This window comes from Labrenzia sp. THAF82 (assembly GCF_009363435.1).
GTDB classification, from domain to species: domain Bacteria; phylum Pseudomonadota; class Alphaproteobacteria; order Rhizobiales; family Stappiaceae; genus Roseibium; species Roseibium porphyridii.
On record NZ_CP045354.1, the window covers coordinates 5229751 to 5250737 of the forward strand.

Sequence of the window (20987 nt, forward strand, 5' to 3'; positions counted from 1 at the left end):
CCGGCACGCATGACAATCGCTTCAATGGCGGACCATTTGTCAGGCGCTTTCAGCTTCTGCTGGCATTTTGCGCAGGATCTTCGTGGCCTCAGAGGCGGAGACCGCTTCCCCGAAGAAGAAGCCTTGCGCATATTCACAGCCAAGCTGATAAAGCTCCAGGGCGTCGTTTTCGCTCTCAGCCCCTTCCGCAACCACCTGCATACCCAGATCATGCCCCATGGCAACGATGGTCCTGAGTAGAACAGGCCGCGCTGACGACCCGTTGGGTTTGACGAAGGACTGGTCAATCTTGATCGTGTCGAACGGAAACCGTTGCAGGTAAGACAGCGAAGAATGGCCGGTGCCGAAATCATCAAGCGACAGTCCAGCCCCGAGACCCCGCAACCGTTCCAGAACCTTCGCGGAGTATTCGGGGTTCGACATGAGCAGGGACTCAGTCAGCTCAAGCTTGAGCGTCCCCGGTTCCAGGGACGTTCTGGACAACACCGCTTTCACATCGTTGATCAAGTCCTGCTTGAGCAGCTGACGCGAGGACAGGTTGACCGACGCAAACAGCGGGCGTTGCATCGGAAACTCTCGCTGCCAATGCGCAAGCTGTTGCGCGCCCTTGTCCAGCATATACATGCCGAGTTCGTTGATCAGACCGGACTGCTCGGCAACCGGAATGAATTCCGATGGAGAAATCTTGCCGCGCTTTGAATGGTTCCAGCGAGCAAGAACCTCAAATCCGGCGACGGCCTGATCTTCCAGACGAATGATCGGCTGAAAGAAAACACCAAGCGTCTCCTTCTTGATCGCCTCTCTGAGATCTGCTTCCAGATCAACGATGTTCTTGTCGAGTGGGCGCAGGATCGGACGGAAGACCTCCTGGCGGTCCCCACCAAGACGCTTTGCGTGATTGAGCGCAATCTCGGCATTGGTGAGCATGTCCTCAACACCCTGCTTGCCGCCCTCAAAAAACGAGATGCCGACCGAACAGGTCAGAAAGATCTCCCGGTCGCCGAAGGTGATCGGTGCACGGACCGCCTTGCGCAAAGCATCAGCCAGCGCGACAATTCTGTCTGGCTCCTGTTCCGACAAGAGCACCAGACCGTACTGGTCGCCTGACAGCCGACCCAATGTGTCCTGCTGGCCAATCAGACGGCCAAGACGCCGCGCGACTGTCAAAAGAATACTGTCACCGGCCGACAGTCCTATGCTGTCATTGACCTGTTTGAACCTGTCGAGGTTCAAAACCAGAATTGTCGGTTTGGACGTTTCCTCAGCCTTCGCACGGACAACGCTTGTACGAAGGCGGTCGACAAAGAGCTCTCGGTTGGGCAACCCGGTCAGGTTGTCATGGACCGCATCATGCAGCAGCCGCTCTTCCGCCGTGCGTTCTTCGGTAACATCCAAGAGCGTCCCGACGCAACGGATGACTTCGCCGTCAGAACCTATGATGGGCCGCGCACGCAGCCGGAACCAACGGAAATGACCATCTTCAGATCTCAGCCGGAACGTTTGCATCACACGACCACGGCGCTGATCGATCACAGCGTCGAGCGTCGCGCGGAACCGGTCGCGATCCTGCGGGTGCAGCACGTCCAGCCAATCGCGGGCCGGTCCTTCCAGCGTGCCGTGTTTGAGGCTCAGAAGGTCTTCAACTTCGTTGCCGGTAAAGATCCGGTCCCGGTCGATATCCCAATCCCAGATGATGTCGCCTGCCCCGGTCAGCGCCAAGGCTTTGCGTTCCACATCGGAGATCAGGCCCTGCGCGATGGCTCCGCCCGCGAAGGCGTGCTGCATCACTGTAAAGCCGATCAGAAGAACAATCAGAACCAGACCACCACCCAGTGCCGGTTGAACGATGTCGTTGCCAAGATATCCGGTCACGGACATGGCGGCGCCAATCAGCCAGGCAATCAACAGACACCAGGTGGGGATGAGCAGGATTGCTCTGTCGTAATGCTGAAAGGCCAGCACCGCGATTGTCACGAAACCCAGAACGCCAATCACACCCAATGAAAGCCGCGCAATACCGGCGGCGACCGACGGATCCCAGACGGCAACGCCCAAGAGCCCCAGAATGAGGATCAATGTCGTCAATGCGAGGTGAGAATAGTGAATGTTCCAACGATTGAGATTGAGATAGGCATAAAGGAAGATTATCAAGCTGGCCGCAAGCATCACTTCCGCACAGGCTCTGGCGAGCTGGCTGCCGCCACCTTCCAGGTTGAACACCATGCCCCAGAAGCCGAAATCGATACACAAATAGGCGAGCACCGACCAGGCAAGTGCTGCTGTTGCGGGGAACATGACCGTTCCCTTTACGACGAACAAGATCGTCAGGAAGAGCGCCAGCAAGCCTGAAATACCCAGAATAATGCCTCGGTAAAGCGTGTAGGCGTTGATGGTTTCCTTATAGACATCCGGTTCCCAGATGCGGATTTCAGGCAGATTGGGTGTTGTCAGTTCCGCGACAAAAGTCACGATAGAACCCGGGTCGAGCGTCACAAGGAAAACATCTGCCTCCAGACTTTTCTGACGCTGCGGGGCGATGCCCTGGCTTGGGGTAATCGTGGCGATACGCGAGGAGCCGAGGTCCGGCCAGAAGATGTCGGAACTGACAAGTTTGTAGTTCGGCGCGACAATCAAACGGTCGATTTGTTCGTCACTGGTGTTGGCCAGAGCAAAAACAGCCCAATTTGTGTTTGTGCCATCTAGCGAGGGAACCTCGATCCGGCGGACAATCCCGTCAGCACCGGGTGCCGTGGAGACCTGCAGCCGCGTCCCCGCTTCCCTGTGAAGCTCAACGGAATTGGTGATATCCAGCGCTTCGATGTCAATCGGCACGGGGATCGGTTCAAGAGCTTGAGCCGGCAAGGCGACAAGCATCACGAAGATCAACCACAGTGCTATGACAATGCGTTTCAGAACGCTGACGTGTGTGTCCGGTAACGTATGCGACATGGGGCGAAGAACTACCGGGTTGTTGCGCATCTCACAAGAATTCTTTCAAGATACCGTCAACACTCGGTGCCACCTTTTCCAGCCGCGATGCGTGATCTTCCGCCAAACAGGCAAACAAGAGATGATCTTGCCAGGTCCCGTTAATTAACAGATAGTTGCGCGCATAGCCTTCTCTGTGGAACCCTGCATTCTCGAGTAGTCGGATAGACGGCATGTTGGTCGGAAGACACGCCGCTTCAATTCGGTGAAGGTTCAAAACGCCGAAACAAAACGGCAAGATCATGGCGACCGCGGAAGACATATGACCTTTCCCCGCATGCCGTTCCCCCATCCAATAGCCGAGGGTCGCTGTCTGGCTCACACCACGGCGAATGTTGCTCAGCGTCAGGCCACCGAGGATCTGGTGTTGTTTGGCTCGAAACAGCAGAAATGAGAGGCTGCGGCCTTCTTTACGATCCTTCGCATAACGGCGCAGACGGCGGCGAAAACCTGACTTTGTCAGATCGTCGGAAGGCCATAAAGGTTCCCAGGGCTTCAGAAACCTCCTACTTTCGGCGCGCAGCTCCGACCATTCCTTATAGTCGGACATGATCGGAGGACGCAGAAAGTAACCGCCGGCTTCGATCAGCAGTTCGGCGTCAGGCGATGTTCCCGGCCGTAGCAGTGCCATGCTTACACGCCTCCAGCCAATTACATGGAAGCTGCCTGCAGAACCGGTCCCTGTTGTAGCCTGTCCGCAAGCTCTGCTGCGGTCATGATGCCATCAACTGGCCCAATTGCAGTCAGTGTCGGCGTCGCGCCGACAAAGGTTTCGTGCGCGACGCGCCGGATATCCGCAGCAGTCACCGCATCTATCTTGGCCGAGATTTCGTCCGGACCCAGGACGCGTCCATGAACGAGGATCTGCCGTGCGATCTGCCCGGCGCGTGCCGCAGGGCTTTCCAGCGCCATCATCAGGCCGGCGCGGATCTGCGCGCGTGACCTGGCCACTTCATCGTCCGTAATCGTCTGTGTGGCGGAAACCAGCTCATCTGCAATCATCGGCATCAGAGCGCCGAGGTCTTCGTGGCTGGTCGCAGCATGAAGCCCGAACAGACCGGTGTCGGAAAACGCCCAATGGAAGCTGTAGATTGCGTAACACAACCCGTGTTTTTCGCGGATCTCCTGGAACAGCCGCGAGGACATCCCACCACCAAGCACAGAAGCGAGGATCTGAATGGCGTAATAATCCTTGGACTTATAAGGCCTGCCTTCAAAGCCCATGAGCACCTGAGCTTCCATGAGATCCTTGGTGCGCAAGGTCTCGCCACCCCGATAGCGGGCTTCAGACTCCTGCGAAGCAGCTTCGCTGCTGAAACCGCCCAGTTTTTCCCGGGCCATCGCAACCAGTTCGTCATGATCAACGGCACCGGCTGCGGCCAGAACCATGTCGGGAGCCCGATACCGTTCCGCCAGATAGGTGTTCAACGCGTCCCGATTGAAGCCCTGCACCGTCTCCGGCGTGCCCAGAATGGGCCTGCCGATCGGCTGGTCGGGCCAGGCTGTCGACTGGAACAGATCAAATGCCTGATCTTCAGGGGAATCGGCGGCCGCACCGATTTCCTGCAGGATCACATGTTGTTCGCGCATCAGTTCTTGAGCGTCGAATGTGGAGTTCTGCAGAATGTCTGCCAGAATATCGACTGCCAGCGGCATGTCTTCAGCTAGAATGCGGGCGTAGTAGTTGGTGTGCTCAATACTGGTCGAGGCGTTCAGCTCTCCACCGACGGCCTCGATTTCCTCGGCAATACCTCTCGCCGTGCGCGATTTCGTGCCTTTGAAAGCCATGTGTTCAAGAAGGTGGGTGATACCGTTCTGGTTCACCAGTTCCGCTCGAGACCCCGTTCGGACCCAGATCCCAAGCGCCGCTGTTTTCAGGTAAGGCATCTGGTCGGTGACGACCGTCATCCCGTTTTCAAGAACAGTTGTTTGTACTTTCATATAGTCACACCCCAGCGGTGACGGCCCGGGCGTGATCTTCGATATATCGCTCCACCACGTCCTGATCTGCCGCCAATATTTGCTGGCGCTCCTCCGCGCTCATCATGTCTTTCAGATTTTCCGGCAATTCCGGGTGTATGCCAGCCGCTTTTTCGACTGCATCCGGGAATTTGGCCGGATGAGCCGTTCCCAGAACCACCATGGGAACAGAACCATCGTTCTGCTCCTTTGCAACATGCACACCGATAGCGGTGTGCGGGTCCAGAAGGTATCCCGCGTCTTCCCAGACCCGTGCAATCGTTGAAGACGTTTGTGCTTCATCACACCGCCCGGCGCCAAAGGAGCGTCGCATATCGGCAAGCGGACCGTCATCGATCGTGAAGCTGCCGGACTGCGCAAGCTGGTTCATCATGCGCTGAACGACTGCTCCGTCCTTGCCACACACTTCCGAAAGGAGGCGCTCGAAGTTGGAGGAAACCTGAATGTCCATCGATGGTGAAATCGTCGGCGTCACGCCGCGCTTTTCATAGCGTCCAGTCTCAAGAGTGCGCGCCAGAATGTCGTTGACATTGGTCGCAACGATCAATTTTTCGACCGGAAGTCCCATTTTCATCGCTGCATAGCCGGCAAAGATATCGCCGAAATTGCCCGTCGGCACTGTGAAAGAAACCTTCCGATGCGGAGATCCCAAAGCAGCTCCGGCGACGAAGTAATAGACGATCTGCGCAAGAATTCGTGCCCAGTTGATCGAGTTGACTCCGGACAACGCGACCCGATCACGGAACGAGAAATGATTGAACATGCCTTTGACGATTGCCTGGCAGTCGTCAAAGTTCCCGGTCAGTGCCAAAGCATGCACGTTGGCATCTTCAGGTGTCGTCATTTGCCGCCGCTGGACATTGGACACCCGACCGTCCGGAAACAGGATGAATATATCGGTTCTCTCTCGTCCCCGGAACGCATCTATGGCGGCACCACCGGTATCGCCCGAGGTCGCGCCCACGATCGTTGCGCGGAGACCGCGCTTGGCCAAGACATAATCCATCATGCGGCCAAGCAGCTGCATGGCGACGTCCTTGAACGCCAGCGTGGGCCCGTGAAAGAGTTCCAGAACAAAAGTGTTCGCGTCGGTCTGGACCAACGGCGTCACTGCGGGATGCCGGAAGCCTTGATAGGCTTCGCTGATCATGGACTTCAGATCGTCATCCGGGATGTCACCGCCGACAAAAGGCTGCATTACCTGGAAGGCAACGTCCTCATAGGGCTTCCCGGCGAAGGACGCTATGGTTTCGGCATCGAATTGCGGCCACGTTTCCGGCAAATACAAACCACCGTCGCGGGCAAGCCCCTGGAGCAGGACATCGGAAAATTCCAGAACTGGTGCTTCACCACGGGTGCTCGTGTATTTCACCGCGCAACTTTCCTTTCGATTTGATCTTGTTTCGGGGCGCCCTTAAGCCCCTTGCCCGATCTGCCAGACATGAAGACTACTTCAAAGCCAGCGGATTTGAAACAAACCATGCCAAACATGCGACTTACGCGCCATAACAATCAAGCGCAAGTCGCTTTTGGCTAAAATCTTGACTGTGGTGGGACAGGGATCAGGCGTGTCCGGCGTCGGAAAACAGCATTGCCGGATCAATGCCCAGACTGCCGAGAGCACGGTGCCATTTTCTATCGGATTCCCGATCAAAGAGGATGTCCGGATCGGCAGGTGCCGTAAGCCAGCCGTTGGATTGTATCTCGTTTTCAAGCTGGCCCGGTGACCAGCCGGCATACCCGAGAGCCAACATGGCTTGCTCCGGGCCGGTGCCCTGTGCAAGAGCTCTGAGAATCTCAAGTGTTGCTGTCAGGCAGATGCCGTTGTCGATTGTCAATGTCGACTGGTTCAGCATAAAGTCGTCGCTGTGAAGGACAAATCCGCGTTCAACTTCAACCGGGCCACCTTTGTGAACGTTCATGTCACGTACGCTGGCCGGCAGCCGGATGGCGCTGTCGTCATTGACGATATCCAGTTGTATCAAGAGTTCTTCCAGAGACAGGTGCCTGGCAACCTGGTTCACAACCAGTCCCATCGCCCCCTGATCTGAGTGGGAGCATACATAAATCACAGAGTGTTCGAACCGGCTGTCTGCCATGCTCGGCATCGCAATCAGAAACTGTCCTTCGAGGGTATCTGTTGCTTCGGTTACAGCCATTCGTACCTCATTTGCTGTTGACGCCCTCTGCCTACTAGAAGTGTAGCCCCTTTGGTTGTGTTTGTTAATGTCAGTTTCCAATTTCACAGGCTTCAAGGTTCACGGCAGCGTCACAAGGATATGACCCGGATTTAGGTATCTGGCCGATGACCTCTCCCGGAAAGTCGTGTAGCAAAAGAGCATGAAACGATTTGCGCTTTTCCTTTCGCTCGCCTTTCTGACGGCCCTTACTCCGGCGCGAGCCGCCATGACCGACTGGACTGAGGTCCAAGGTGGCGCCGTGCGGTTGATTGCCTCTGGCGCTCTGAAGGACGGCTCCTATCTAGCCGGTCTGGAATTTCTCATGGAACAGGGCTGGCATACTTATTGGCGCTACCCTGGCGAAGCCGGCATTCCGCCGCAAATCACGCTTTCGAACACCGCCAATTTGAAAGACATCGAGATTCTTTATCCGGTGCCTGAGCGCTACAATGACGGGTTTTCTGAATCGATCGTCTATCACGACGGCATCGTGTTGCCGATCAAAGTGACCCCTGAAGACCCTTCCGGTGAGGTTCGCTTCTCCATCGAGCTCTTCTTCGGCATCTGCAAGGACATCTGTGTTCCGGGTGACGCTGTTCTCAGCCTGGATTTCGGCCCGGACATGGAAGAAGACAAGCTCGCAGCAAAACTGATCGAGCGCGACCTGGACAATGTTCCGGCGTCTTCAGGCGACGATACGTTGAAGATCCAGAATGTGAGCCTGTCTGAAGACAAGAAAGCGCTGGTTATCGATGCCATCGTTGGCATTGAGGAACAGCCGGACCTCTTTGCTGCCGGTCCACACGGATCATTCATCGGGCTGCCCAAATTGTTCAACCACGATGCAGATACGGCGACCTGGCATCTGTCCACCAAGGGTCTGTCCACTCAGGGCGACGACAGGACACTCCGGCTGGTACTGAAATCCGGTGGCAGGGCGACGGAATTTTTGCAACCGATTGATCCCGCTTGGGTGGAATAAACAGCCGTCAAACCACAAGCGCTCATTTTTGGTGCCGTGTCCCTCGACTGGAACCGGATTCCGCCCTATCTCTGGCCCGGGCTGCATTTTTCTTCTGCAGCCATCGGACAAGGGATTTAGTTATGACACTTAAGGTTGGGGACCGCCTCCCGGAGGCAACGTTCAAGATCATGACCGAGGACGGTCCGGGCGAAACGACAACAAGCGCGCTGACGACTGGCAAGACGCTGGTGCTCTTTGGTGTGCCCGGGGCCTTCACGCCAACCTGCCACATGAACCACCTGCCTGGCTTTGTCGAACATTCAGAGACACTCAAGAACAAGGGCGTTGACGAGATCGCCGTTGTTTCCGTCAACGACGTCTTTGTGATGGATGCCTGGGAAAAGGGTTCGAACACCGGCGGCAAGATCACGTTTCTGGCTGACACCGGCGCTGAGTTTGTCGAAGCCGTTGGTCTCGGGCTCGGCCCAGCACCCATCTTCGGTCATCTGCGCTCACAACGCTTCGCACTAATCGCCAAAGACGGAGAAGTGACTTTTCTGGCCGTTGAAGACAGTCCTGGCGATGCTACTAAAACGGGTGCCGCCGCTATTTTGGAAGCGCTCGGCTAGAGCTTCGCGATATCCGACAAGTTAAGAGAGCCCGGAAGGGCTCTCTTTTATGCGCTGTCCCTGCGCTTTCGAGGCCATAAAACGCTGGCGGCCCAGGTCAAATAGACGCCCACCAATGTGGCCGCGAGACCGAACCAGGTGAGCGCATAACCGAGGTGATCGTTTTTAAACCTAACGATCGTTTCGCCAGCCTGAGGCATGCCGGCGGCAGGCGTAAACGCCGCATCCAAGTCAACGCTATAGGGCGCGAGGCCCGTGGCATCGACCCCCAGAAGCTCAGCCATCGATGCCGTATCACGCGCGAACCAGATGAGATCGTTCTCATCGGGCTCCGGAGTCGTCCAATTTGGCTTCTCGCTGAGACGCAACAACCCGGTCAGGGTGACTTCGCCTTCAGGCAGGTCAAGTGCTTCAGCTCGGAGATTGTCATCTAACCCCTGGGGCAGAAAGCCGCGATTGACAAAAACCGTCCAACCTTCATCCGATTTGAACGGCACATAGACCATCAGCCCGGGACCGCCTATAGCGCCAACCGGATCTGTCAGCGCCGTGTAGTAATAGGCAGAGCCTTTCTGGAAGGCGCCACTGACCTCAACACGACGATAATCGTCGTCTTCTGAGAGCGTCATCCATTCAGTTGGGCCAGGTGCCGAAACCGGTGGACTGGAAACACCTGCCTTTACTCTGTCGATCAAAGCTTCTTTCCAGGCCAGCCGGTTGAGCTGCCAGAAGCCGAGATTGAGCAGAATGGCCAGCGCAATCAACGTCGCAATGGTTGGAAAAATGAGTTTCCTCATAGGCCCCATCCTCGGGACAATCCTTTCAGTCAGGAGTGCTGATCGTCGTCAAGGCGACCTTCAGCGGCCTTGTGGCGAAACTGCAGGGCAATCATAAGACCTTTCAATGGACGAAGCACCAACCCGGCAAGTACGACAGTTAACGGCAGCCAAAGCAACAGATGCAGCCAGACTGGTGGCTGGAACGAGAGTTCGACAAAAAGCACCAATCCGACGACGACAAAACCGACCAACATGATGACAAACACTGCAGGTCCATCACCACTATCCGCGAAACCATAGTCCAGCCCGCAAGACATGCAGGATTTCTTCACGCTCAGGAAGCCATCAAAAAGATTGCCCTGGCCACACTGCGGACATTTACCCGAAAGGCCGGCGGGTACCGGATTGACCGGAGGAAAATGCGCCTTGTCTTCCATCGCCTTCCTTACTCCAGAGCACTAAAAGATTGCGCCCGACCCGGTTGACCGGATCGGGCGCAAGTGTCGTTCTTAGTTTGTCGCCCTAATGGGCGGCAGGTGTACCCGCGCCCCAGATATAGATGGCGACGAAAAGGAACAGCCAGACAACGTCAACGAAGTGCCAGTACCATGCAGCAGCTTCGAAACCGAAGTGCTTTTCCTTGGTGAACTGACCCGCGAGCGCACGGCCCAGACAGACAGCCAGGAAGATCGTACCAACAACCACATGGAAGCCGTGGAAGCCTGTGGCCATGTAGAAGGTCGCGCCATAAATATTGCCGCTGAAGCCAAACGCAGCGTGGCCATATTCATAGACCTGGCAGATGGTGAAGAGCACGCCCAGCAGAACCGTCAGCGTCAATCCCCATTTCAGGCCTTCACGGTCTTCATGCAGCATAGCGTGGTGCGCCCACGTCACCGTTGTGCCGGAGCACAGCAGGATCAACGTGTTGAGCAGTGGCAGGTGCCAGGGATCGAATGTTTCGATGCCATCGGGTGGCCAATGACCGCCAGTCGCCTCGACCCGCGAAAACTGGATCGCTTCTCCAGCAAAGAGCGCGGCATCGAAATAGGCCCAGAACCAGGCAACGAAGAACATCACTTCCGAAGCGATGAAGAGCAACATGCCGTAGCGCAGATGCAGAGACACAACACGCGTGTGGTGACCCTGATGCGATTCATTGATGGTGTCACGCCACCAACCAAACATCACATAGAGAATGACCAACAGTCCAATGGCGAACAGGCCCCAGCCAGTCAGGTTCATTCCGAACAGAACAAACTCTGTGCCCTGTACCGACTTCATGAAGCCGATGGCTCCAAGAGCAAACACAAATGCGCCCACTCCTCCTAGAAACGGCCACGGACTTGGTTCCACCAGGTGGTAGTCGTGGTTTTTGGTATGTGCCTCAGCCATCGGCAAGCTCCCCAAACACAGTCATTTCAATCGCGCTCACGCGCCATTCTCACAATTTCGTCTCAGCACCGGGCTTTTCGGCTCGGGCTGCTACAGGGCGTTCCGGTTGTTCTACCGGGAAGAAAGTATAGGACAAAGTGATTTCCTTCACGTGTTTCAGTTCAGGATCCTTGTCCATCTCAGGGTCGACAAAAAAGACGACCGGCATTTCGACGGTCTCGCCAGCTTCAAGTGCCTGCTCTGTAAAGCAAAAACAGTCCAACTTGTTAAAATAGGCTCCGGCAGCGGGCGGCCATACATTGTATGTGGATGTGCCAACGCTCGGTCCCTCGCCCGTGTTCGTTGCGAGGTAAGCAAGTTGCGCCGACTCGCCCATCTTGAGGGTTACGGACCGTTGCTCAGGCTTGAATGCCCAGGCAAGACTCTGGTTCACATTGCCATCGAAACGGATGGTGATCTTCCGGTCGATCACGACATCGCTGACGGCATCTGCAACCTGTGTAGTGCCACCGAATCCGGTGACCCGGCAGAACAGGTCATAAAGCGGTACGGCTGCGTAGGCCATTCCCACCATCGAAGCAAACATCCCGACGCAAATGACCGCAACTTTGCGGTTCTTACGGGCCAGATCCTGATCCGCTTCCCGGCTCATGCGTTCCTCCATCAGAGCGCCCTGTCCATTACACTCGGTCCCAGCTTGATGATGGTAACGATGTAAAAGAGCACAACCATGGCAACCAACACGGCTGCTATCGCAATCGAGCGCGCACGGCGCTTTTTCTTTTGCTCGTCTGTCAGCTTGATGCCCTGTTCTTCGGCGGCCATGCGATCAGGCCCCCGAGATCAGGCTTTCGCCCAGAAGAAGAGCGAACAGCATGAACAGATAGAAGATCGAAAACTTGAACAGCCGCCAACACGCGGCCTTGGCGGCGTCGCCTTCCCGCTTGCGCCAGATATCTGCGGCAAGGGCAACGAAGATTATACCGAGCGTTGCAGACGCTGCGCCGTAGAACAGGCTCGCAAATCCGAGCAGATAGGGGGCGACACCTACCGGCGCCAAGAGGATTGAATAGATCAGTATGTGGTGGCGCGTGCTGGTGGGCCCTGCGACCACCGGAAGCATAGGCACTTTTGCTGCCGTGTAGTCACCGTTTTTAACAAGAGCCAGAGCCCAGAAATGCGGCGGCGTCCACATGAAGATAATAAGGAACAGAACGAAGCTTTCCAGGCTGACGCTGCCTGTGACGGATGCCCAGCCAATCATCGGTGGGAACGCGCCAGCCGCACCGCCAATAACGATGTTCTGTGGCGTCGAACGTTTCAGCCACATCGTATAGACGATGACATAAAAGGCGATCGTGAAGGCAAGGAAAGCACCGGCAAACCAGTTCACCAGAAGGCCAAGCGTCAGAACCGAACCGATCGAAAGCGTGATGCCGAAGGCAAGTGCTTCGTCCGGTGTGATCTTCCCTGCCGGGATCGGACGCTTGCGCGTGCGAGTCATGACGACGTCGATGTCTGCGTCGTACCACATGTTGAGAGCACCGGATGCTCCGGCACCGATTGCGATACACAAGATCGCGACGATACCGAGCACGGGGTGCACATTGCCAGGGGCAAGCATGAGGCCAACGAATGCCGTGAAGATGACCAGCGACATGACACGGGGCTTCAGGAGCGCCACATAGTCGCTCACAGATCCCATCCCGCCATCCCAAACGGCGCTGTCCTGGTTCATTGTTTCCTGGCGCTCAACGAGCGACATAGGCGCGTCCTTTGATTTCCATGTCAGCCTGTTCTCTCAGCCGGTTTCCAGCACTTACCGAACTTGTCAGGCTTTCAAACTGGCACCGCGCCGGGGTCCGGCGCGGTGCAGATCATGCGATGGAGACTATCCTCCACACCACGCTTACTTGATGCGCGGCAGCGTTTCGAACTGGTGGAACGGCGGAGGAGAAGACAGCGTCCACTCCAGGGTTGTCGCCCCTTCGCCCCACGGATTGTTGCCAACGGCGCGTTTTTTGGAGAACGCCTCGACAATGCCGTAGATGAACACCAGGACTGCGAAAGCCGAGATGTACGATCCGATGGAGGAAACATAGTTCCAGCCGGCCAGCGCGTCCGGGTAGTCGGCATAGCGACGAGGCATGCCATTCAGACCCAGGAAGTGCTGCGGGAAGAACACAAGGTTCACGCCAATGAACGTAATCCAGAAATGCGCCTTGCCGATCGTCTCGTTGTACATGTAGCCGAACATTTTCGGGAACCAGTAGTACCAGGCTGCGAAGATCGCAAAGACGGCTCCGAGCGACAGAACGTAGTGGAAGTGAGCCACAACGTAATAGGTGTCGTGGAACGCACGGTCGAGACCGGCGTTTGCCAGCTGCACACCCGTCACACCGCCAACGGTGAACAGGAAGATGAAGCCGATAGCCCAGATCATCGGGGTTTTGAAATCAATCGAACCACCCCACATGGTCGCAATCCACGAGAAGATCTTCACCCCGGTTGGAACCGCGATCACCATTGTGGCTGCCACAAAGTAGGCCTGGGTCTCTGAAGACATGCCAACCGTGTACATGTGGTGAGCCCACACGATGAAGCCGACCACACCGATGGCAACCATGGCATAGGCCATGCCCAGGTAACCGAAGATCGGCTTACGGGCAAAGGTCGAGATGATGTGACTGATGATGCCGAAGCCCGGAAGGATCAGAATATACACTTCAGGGTGACCGAAGAACCAGAACAGGTGCTGGAACAGGATCGGGTCACCGCCACCGGACGGCGTGAAGAACGTGGTACCGAAGTTACGGTCAGTCAAAAGCATGGTGATCGCGCCGGCCAGAACAGGCAGCGACAGGACCAGCAGGAACGCCGTGATCAGAACGGACCAGGCAAACAGCGGCATCTTGTGCAGTGTCATGCCCGGAGCACGCATGTTGAAGATGGTGGTGATGAAGTTGATCGCACCCAGGATCGACGACGCACCAGCAATGTGCAGGGACAGGATAGCAAGGTCCATTGCCGGACCGGGCTGGCCGGAGGTCGACAAGGGCGGGTAGATCGTCCAGCCGCCGCCAACACCGTTTCCGCCTGGAGGCCCTTCAACGAAGAGAGACAGAACCAGAAGCAGGAATGCCGGAGGAAGCAGCCAGAAGGAAATGTTGTTCATGCGCGGGAACGCCATATCCGGCGCACCGATCATGATCGGCACAAAGTAGTTGGCATAACCACCGATCATGGCGGGCATGACCATGAAGAAGATCATGATCAGACCGTGTGCCGTCGTGAACACGTTGAACATGTGCGCATTAGCGAAGATCTGCATCCCCGGCTCTTGCAGCTCCATGCGCATTCCGACGCTGAGTGCTCCCCCTACGATCCCGGCAAAGATCGCAAAGAAGAGATACAACAGGCCAATATCTTTGTGGTTGGTCGAATAGACCCAGCGACGCCATCCGTAGGGATGGTCATGTGCCGCATGTGCTTCGGTCGCAGCCATTTGGGGCTCCCTCTTTCAAACTTTCTCAGCGGCGCTGCGTCTCATCGCGCGCATCGCCAAACAAGAAAAGTCGCAGCGTTATTTCGCTGCGACCGAGACTTCTTCATTCTGGCCGCTTTCGGCGACTTTCTTTGCATCGGCAATCGACGCCATCAGCTGTTCGTTTGCCGTGTCCAGATCATCCTGAGCCGCGGATGCCCAAGTCTGGAACTGGTCTTTTGAGACCACACGAACGGCAATCGGCATGAAGGCGTGGTCCTTGCCGCAAAGCTCTGAACACTGACCGTAGAAAACGCCCTCTTCACGAGCATGGAACCATGTCTCGTTCAAGCGGCCGGGGATCGCATCGATCTTGAGGCCCATGGACGGCATCGCGAAGGCATGGATCACATCTTCAGAGGTCACCTGCAGGCGAACAGTGGTGTCAACCGGAACGACCAGATCGTAGTCAACTGCGAGCAAGCGCGGAACTTCCGCAATCGAAACGCCGCGCGCATCAGCGACTTCCTGCCTTTCAGCAAGATCGGCTGCAGGATCTGAAGAATCGCCCACCATGAGGGAGTCGAAGTAAAGTTCGCCCATACCCTCGTCGGTGTATTCATAGCCCCAGTACCACTGATAACCGATCGCCTTGATGGTCATGTCGTACTCGGGAATATCCAACTGCTTGTAAAGCAGACGGAAGGAGGGAATGGCGATCACAACAAGGATCAGGATCGGGACAACCGTCCACGCGACCTCGATCATCGTGTTGTGCGACGTGCGCGAGGGAACAGGGTTCGCCTTGGCACTGAAACGCGACATGCAAACAATCAGCAGCGCCAGCACGAAAAGTGTAATGACGGTGATGATTATCAACGTGAAGCTGTTGAACCATGTGATGTCGTCCATCACTTCGGTGACAGACCGCTGAAATCCGAGCTGCCAGTTCGTCATGCCGGATTCGGCCGCCAGGGCCGCAGTGGACACCCCAGCAAATGTCGCCGCCATTCCGGCTATAGTCATGAGACGCTTGAAGATTGCCTTCACGTCCGCGCTCCCTTCCCTCAGCCGCTTCACGCGGCACATGCATCAATACCGGATACACACTCCGGCCCAATCCAGTGCGGCAGTAGCGGGCTTGGCGCAGCTTCGCAAGCCCCTATCTGCCGCATCCGGACACCCGACAGGATTATCTGATGGCCGGACTATAACCACAAACTGGTATTGAGGGCGATGGTTTCTACTGTGCAGAGCGGCGATGTGCCGCATCACCCCACCAACACCCTGCTGTCGCACAAAAACCACAAGAAACGCCGGGCTGCAACGGAATTTCCAACTTTTCACAGTCCCTGAAAGGCTTTGGCCATTTGACAAGGGTCAAGGACAGGCTGATTTTCGACAAAAAATGCAACTATCGCTGCCGATTGAAACCCCGCCGGACTAGAATCAAGCGCTATCATGCGGCAAGGTCGGCTCGGGATCATATTCATGATTCGCAGGCCAGCCGATTTCCGGATGCGGGAGCGGCTCACGGATCATATAACGCTTGACTGGAGGTTTTCTTGTCAACCCTTTTGACGCAGTCCCTGGCTGCCCGCAAGACCGGACGCTCCAAACTGTCGATTGCCAAGTTTGCCGCCATTGCCGGAATTCTTTTCAGCGCCGTTTCACACGCAACGTTGCCCGCCGCGGCTCAAGGCGAGGTGCGCTCTGCGCATGGCGACTGGCAAATGCGCTGCGATACGCCTCCCGGCTCGACCGGAGAACAATGCGCCCTGATCCAGAATGTGACGGCAGCAGACCGCGAGAATGTCGGTCTTTCGGTGATAATCCTCAAAACCGCCGACAAACAGGCACGTATCCTGCGTGTCCTTGCGCCGCTTGGCGTGCTTTTGCCCTCGGGCCTCGGTCTGCGGGTCGACAATGCCGATATCGGGCGTGCGGGGTTTGTCCGCTGTCTGCCGAACGGCTGTATTGCTGAAGTCATTTTGGAAGAAGACCTGCTGACCAAACTGCAAGGGGGTGGACAGGCCACGTTCATCATTTTCCAGACACCGGAAGAAGGGATCGGTATCCCGATTTCGCTGAACGGTTTCTCAGCCGGGTTTGACGCTCTGCCCTAGGGCCGCCAAAAGCGAACAATCCTCTTAATTCACGACGACAAAAAGCGCCCTTCGGCGCTTTTTTCTATTCTGCCGGTTCGTCGTGTTCGTCAGAGACAGTTTTTCGCGGGGTGACCTTATGCAGACGGTCCATCCCGGCATACATGCCTTCCGTCAGCTGCATGGCCAGCCGTTCTTCATCCCGGTGCCGCACATCTTCCTCGATCTGATCAATCCGATCGAGAGGTGTCCCGAGCGCTTCCAGAGCCGCTCTGCCGAACACGACACTCGACTCGAAGGTCTCACGGATCTGAAAGTCGACGCCGCGTTTTGTAAGATCCAGAGCATGTGCACGGTCGGTTGCGCGACAGAAAATCAGCACTTCAGGGAAGTCTTTCCGAATAAGATCGATTGCCTTGCCCATCACCTTGTCGTTTTCAATGCACATGGCAATCAACGCGGCTTTGCCGGCGCCAGCAGCACTCAAGACGTCTGCACGTGTCGCATCTCCGTAATAGACTTTGTAGCCCTGCTTGCGGGCGTAATCGATACGGTCGGGCCGATTGTCGATCGCTGTAATCTCAAGACCTTCGGATGTTAGGATCTGAGCGGCAACCATCCCAAATCGGCCAAAACCGACAACGAGAACCGTCGGTGTGGCCTCCTCGAAGGTTTCAATTGACGGGTTTTCAACACCCTTCGCCTTGGCTCGGGCCGCAAGTTTGTCGAGACCTAGACAGGCCACTGGCGTGAGCAGCATCGTCAGGATCACGATGGCATTCAGAAGGTTTGCCGTTTGATAGTCCAGAAGGGCGTTGCTGACGGCAGCCGTGAATAGAACGAAAGCAAATTCACCACCCTGGGGCAGCGTCACAGCTATGCGCATTGCATCGGAGTTTGGTGATCCGGTGCCTCGGGACAGACCCCAGAGGAACAAGCCCTTGATGCCCATGACGAGTAGGACCCCAACGGCCAAGATGACCCAATTCTCCATGACAAGATAAACGTCGAGCGACATACCGACCGCCACGAAGAACAATCCCATCAGCAATGAGCGGAACGGCTCAATATCAGCTTCGAGTGTGTGCCTGAAACTTGATTCGGCAAGAAGCACGCCTGCCAGAAATGCACCGAGCGCCATAGACAGGCCGACGGTATGCATGATCCCCGCACTGCCCAGGGCAACCAGAAGCGCAGCCGTCAACATGACTTCGCGCGCGCGGCTGGCCGCGAGAAACAGGAATATCGGTGAGATCAGATACCGGCCTGTGAGAATAACCGCGGCCACGGCAGCCAGAACGAGAATGATCTCCCTGAATATCTGGGCTGCCGTCGATGGCCCCTCGCCCGGCGCCAATATGGCCACCATTGCCAAAAGAGGGACGATCGCAATGTCCTGCATGAGCAGGATGCCGAAAGCTCGTTGGCCATAGCTTGATGATAATTGTCCACGCTCCTGCAGGATTTGCAAAGCAAAGGCTGTTGAAGACAGCGCCAATCCAAATCCTGCGACAAGGGAAGTGGAGAACGAGACCCCCGAAATCAGACCAACGCCCAACAAGGTCAGACCGGTGAGCATCACCTGGGCGGACCCAAGACCAAATATATCGCGCTTCATTCGCCAGAGTTTTTGAGGGTCGAGTTCCAGGCCGATGACAAAGAGCAGCAAGACAACGCCTAGCTCGGCCACATGAAGAACGTCTTCTCCAGAACCCAGAAGTTGAAGTCCATGCGGCCCGATCGCTGCACCGGCGGCCAGGTAGCCAACCACCGAACCCAGTCCCAGCCGTTTTGCAATCGGAACGGCTACAACTGTCGCAGCCAGAAACACGATAGATTCAGCAAAAAACGGAGGTGCTGCCTCGCTGGCCATTCTTTCTCCTAAACCGGATTGCGGCGACCGGAATCAGTTAAACTGTGATGACAATTTTAACTGTAGCAAATTTGCAGGCTTTAACCTGTCTCAAAATGGCTGCAATACAGGTTATTGCTTCGCTTTTTCTGCCACAGAACGATGCGTCGACCTCAGCTTTCGACAAAGCGCTATTTCAATGCGCGCTGCGCCAGGAGCCCGGTAACGCGGCAGGCGCGGCAATTTCGCGGTCAGGGAGGCCATGTCAACAACGCAGAACCGCCTCCACGCTTTCGAGAAAACCACTCAGTTTGCGTCGCCGACGTCAGATCAACTTGTGGTCCAAGAGAAAAGCCTCCAGCGCCCCACACGATGAATAATGGTGTCCGATGAGGCCGGCCTCTTCAGCCCCGGAAACGTTTTCCAACTTGTCGTCAACAAAGACGCAGCGGCCCGGTTCGTAGCCATATTTTTCACAAATGGCCCGGTAGATCCGCGGATCAGGCTTTCGCAGTCTGAATTCTGCAGAAACGTGGGCTTTGCTGCCGAAGATTTCGAACGCTTCGGGTGCACAAACGGGAAGCGCCGCTTTCAGCATCATTCCATTGTTCGTCAGAAGCGCGGTGTCGGCTTTGGCGGTGATCCGTTTTACCAACGAAAGCACATCCGGTCTCGGCCGCATCATCCGACGCCGGACATCGCACCAGGTGTCAAAGTCGATCGGATAACCGAGCAATTGGCCATATTGTGCCAGATAGGCTTCGGCAGTTCCCGGTTGACCAGCCTCTGCGGCTTCTTCGTGAGGTCCACCCCAGACCGCTGCATCGATTTCAGCAGCCGGCCTCCCGGTTAACTGCTCGAGTAAATCAAGCCGCGTTTGATGACGATAGTCATAGAGAACCTCATCCATGTCGAAGACAACGAATGCGACGCCCGGCACCTTAAACCTCCGGGTCAGACTGCTGTTCCACCGACCGTCATTTCATTGATGCGCATGGATGGCTGGCCAACACCGACCGGTACGCCTTGCCCTTGCTTTCCGCAAGTGCCCATGCCCGGATCAAGTTTCATGTCATTGCCAATCATGGAAACGCGTGTCAGCGCGTCCGGGCCGTTGCCGATTAGCATTGCCCCTTTCAGAGGTGCGCCGACCTTGCCGTTTTCGACTCGGTAAGCCTCTGTACAGGAAAAGACGAATTTGCCTGACGTGATATCCACCTGACCACCGCCGAACGAGACTGCGTAGATACCATCCTTCACAGAACTCAGGATCTCTTCCGGGTCCTTGTCGCCAGCCATCATCACTGTGTTGGTCATACGCGGCATTGGAATATGAGCGTAAGATTGACGCCGGCCGTTGCCTGTGGGTTCCATTCCCATCAACCGTGCATTCTGACGGTCTTGCATGTAACCCTTCAAGATGCCGTCTTCGATCAGAACAGTACGGCTGGCAGGTGTTCCCTCGTCGTCCACGCTCAACGAACCGCGGCGGTCCGGTATGGTGCCGTCATCGACGATCGTGACACCGGGAGACGCAACCCTTTCGCCCATGAGCCCGGCAAACGCCGACGTTTTCTTTCGGTTGAAATCACCTTCCAAACCATGACCGACGGCCTCGTGGAGCAAAATACCCGGCCAACCCGGACCAAGCACGACATCGAGCGTGCCTGCCGGTGCCGGTACAGCCTCCAGGTTCACCAGGGCCTGACGCAAGGCTTCGTCCACGCCACCCTGCCAGTTTTCCGTCGTGATAAACCGGTCGAAACCTTCGCGGCCACCGCATCCAAACGAGCCGCTTTCCTGTCGGTCGTCATTTCCCGCGACAACGGATATGCTCAAGCGCACCATCGGGCGGACATCACGGACAAGATGACCATCGGCCCGCAGGATCTCAACAACCTGCCAGGACCCGGCAAGCGATGCTGTCACCTGGCGCACACGCGGGTCGACGGATCGCGCGTATGCGTCTATCTCCTGCAGCAGCTTGACCTTGTCTTCAAAGCTCGGGCCACCAAGCGGGTTGGCGTCAGAATAAAGCGACACATTTGTTCTTGCTGGAGCCGCAGCATAGCTGCCTGAATACCCCTTTTTGACGGCACTTACCGCGTCGACCGCACGCTTTAACGCGCCTTCGGATATGTCTCCAGCATGGGCATATCCCGCCGCTTCTCCGGCAACTGCTCTGAGGCCGAACCCCTGAGCCGTATCATAATTGGCTCCCTTGAGGCGGCCGTTGTCGAACACCAGCCCTTCCGTCTGCCGGTATTCCACAAACAGCTCACCGTCATCCGCCCCGTCCAAGGCGTCCTTGGTGAGGCGTTTGGCTGTTTCCAGCCCAAGACCTGACGATTCAATGAGATCTGCCGTGGAAATGGTCATTGTTGTTTCCTGCATAGTCGTTTGAGGCCGTTGCCTTTCCGGCGGCATTTCCACCGTCATGCAAGGCGTTACCCCCAACATAGGGTTTTTGGCACGCAATTCACCCTGAATTCCTCGAAATCCACTTGCGAGATTTTAAACTTGAATTTAAAATTCACCTTTAAGGATTCTTCGCATCCTCAGTCAGCCTGACCGCTTCAGAAACGGCCTCGCCAGCTCTCTCTCAAAATTTCATCATACAAATTCGCGCTT

The 20987-nt window shown here is 56.3% G+C and carries 19 protein-coding genes; 3 read left to right on the forward strand and 16 right to left on the reverse strand.

The window, feature by feature from the left end:
• Nucleotides 1-39: 39 nt before the first annotated feature.
• The 5 genes from FIV00_RS23955 to FIV00_RS23975 all read right to left on the reverse strand — a co-directional run bounded on the left by FIV00_RS23955 (nt 40) and on the right by FIV00_RS23975 (nt 7127).
• Nucleotides 40-2874, reverse strand: a complete 2835-nt coding sequence (locus tag FIV00_RS23955) for an EAL domain-containing protein (protein WP_173006261.1) — start codon at nt 2872-2874, stop codon at nt 40-42.
• A gap of 106 nt (nt 2875-2980) precedes the next feature.
• Nucleotides 2981-3619: a GNAT family N-acetyltransferase gene (locus tag FIV00_RS23960; protein ID WP_152503111.1), complete on the reverse strand. Its 639-nt coding sequence runs from the start codon at nt 3617-3619 to the stop codon at nt 2981-2983.
• A 20-nt stretch (nt 3620-3639) separates the two neighbouring features.
• Nucleotides 3640-4929 carry a pitrilysin family protein gene (locus tag FIV00_RS23965; protein ID WP_152503112.1) on the reverse strand — a complete coding sequence of 430 codons (1290 nt, stop codon included), beginning with the start codon at nt 4927-4929 and terminating at the stop codon, nt 3640-3642.
• A gap of 4 nt (nt 4930-4933) precedes the next feature.
• The gene (thrC, locus tag FIV00_RS23970) at nt 4934-6340 is read right to left on the reverse strand and encodes a threonine synthase (protein ID WP_152503113.1); all 1407 of its coding nucleotides are present in this window, start codon (nt 6338-6340) and stop codon (nt 4934-4936) included.
• Nucleotides 6341-6530: 190 nt separating this feature from the next.
• Nucleotides 6531-7127 (reverse strand): YqgE/AlgH family protein, encoded by a 597-nt coding sequence (locus FIV00_RS23975; RefSeq protein WP_152503114.1) that lies wholly within the window; start codon nt 7125-7127, stop codon nt 6531-6533.
• A 181-nt stretch (nt 7128-7308) separates the two neighbouring features.
• Here FIV00_RS23975 and FIV00_RS23980 point away from each other — a divergent pair, with 181 nt between their 5' ends.
• Nucleotides 7309-8130, forward strand: coding sequence for a protein-disulfide reductase DsbD domain-containing protein (locus FIV00_RS23980; RefSeq protein WP_152503115.1), 822 nt, complete (start codon nt 7309-7311; stop codon nt 8128-8130).
• Nucleotides 8131-8252: 122 nt separating this feature from the next.
• Nucleotides 8253-8741 (forward strand): peroxiredoxin, encoded by a 489-nt coding sequence (locus tag FIV00_RS23985; RefSeq protein WP_152503116.1) that lies wholly within the window; start codon nt 8253-8255, stop codon nt 8739-8741.
• 47 nt (nt 8742-8788) lie between these two features.
• Here the strand turns inward: FIV00_RS23985 and FIV00_RS23990 are convergent, their stop codons facing one another.
• The 8 genes from FIV00_RS23990 to coxB all read right to left on the reverse strand — a co-directional run bounded on the left by FIV00_RS23990 (nt 8789) and on the right by coxB (nt 15449).
• Entirely contained in the window at nt 8789-9538 is a 750-nt protein-coding gene (locus FIV00_RS23990; RefSeq protein WP_152503117.1) for an SURF1 family protein, read from the reverse strand.
• A gap of 29 nt (nt 9539-9567) precedes the next feature.
• Complete coding sequence (locus tag FIV00_RS23995; protein ID WP_152503118.1) at nt 9568-9957, reverse strand: DUF983 domain-containing protein; 390 nt, start codon at nt 9955-9957, stop codon at nt 9568-9570.
• 85 nt (nt 9958-10042) lie between these two features.
• Entirely contained in the window at nt 10043-10915 is an 873-nt protein-coding gene (locus tag FIV00_RS24000) for a cytochrome c oxidase subunit 3 (RefSeq protein ID WP_152503119.1), read from the reverse strand.
• Nucleotides 10916-10964: 49 nt separating this feature from the next.
• Entirely contained in the window at nt 10965-11567 is a 603-nt protein-coding gene (locus FIV00_RS24005; RefSeq protein WP_152503120.1) for a cytochrome c oxidase assembly protein, read from the reverse strand.
• A gap of 11 nt (nt 11568-11578) precedes the next feature.
• Entirely contained in the window at nt 11579-11740 is a 162-nt protein-coding gene (locus FIV00_RS29910; protein ID WP_173006127.1) for a hypothetical protein, read from the reverse strand.
• 4 nt (nt 11741-11744) lie between these two features.
• Entirely contained in the window at nt 11745-12680 is a 936-nt protein-coding gene (locus tag FIV00_RS24010) for a heme o synthase (protein ID WP_152503121.1), read from the reverse strand.
• Between the two features lie 144 nt (nt 12681-12824).
• Complete coding sequence (gene ctaD, locus FIV00_RS24015) at nt 12825-14420, reverse strand: cytochrome c oxidase subunit I (RefSeq protein ID WP_152503122.1); 1596 nt, start codon at nt 14418-14420, stop codon at nt 12825-12827.
• 78 nt (nt 14421-14498) lie between these two features.
• Nucleotides 14499-15449, reverse strand: a complete 951-nt coding sequence (gene coxB / locus FIV00_RS24020; protein WP_371419547.1) for a cytochrome c oxidase subunit II — start codon at nt 15447-15449, stop codon at nt 14499-14501.
• 515 nt (nt 15450-15964) lie between these two features.
• Between coxB and FIV00_RS24025 the strand changes: the two genes are divergently transcribed.
• Nucleotides 15965-16525 carry an invasion associated locus B family protein gene (locus tag FIV00_RS24025; RefSeq protein WP_371419548.1) on the forward strand — a complete coding sequence of 187 codons (561 nt, stop codon included), beginning with the start codon at nt 15965-15967 and terminating at the stop codon, nt 16523-16525.
• Nucleotides 16526-16589: 64 nt separating this feature from the next.
• Here the strand turns inward: FIV00_RS24025 and FIV00_RS24030 are convergent, their stop codons facing one another.
• The 3 genes from FIV00_RS24030 to tldD all read right to left on the reverse strand — a co-directional run bounded on the left by FIV00_RS24030 (nt 16590) and on the right by tldD (nt 20735).
• On the reverse strand, nt 16590-18377 hold the full coding sequence (locus tag FIV00_RS24030; protein WP_152503123.1) for a monovalent cation:proton antiporter-2 (CPA2) family protein: 1788 nt from the start codon (nt 18375-18377) through the stop codon (nt 16590-16592).
• 304 nt (nt 18378-18681) lie between these two features.
• Nucleotides 18682-19296 carry an HAD-IA family hydrolase gene (locus FIV00_RS24035; RefSeq protein WP_152503124.1) on the reverse strand — a complete coding sequence of 205 codons (615 nt, stop codon included), beginning with the start codon at nt 19294-19296 and terminating at the stop codon, nt 18682-18684.
• A gap of 14 nt (nt 19297-19310) precedes the next feature.
• Nucleotides 19311-20735 carry a metalloprotease TldD gene (gene tldD / locus FIV00_RS24040; protein WP_152503125.1) on the reverse strand — a complete coding sequence of 475 codons (1425 nt, stop codon included), beginning with the start codon at nt 20733-20735 and terminating at the stop codon, nt 19311-19313.
• Nucleotides 20736-20987 lie beyond the last annotated feature (252 nt).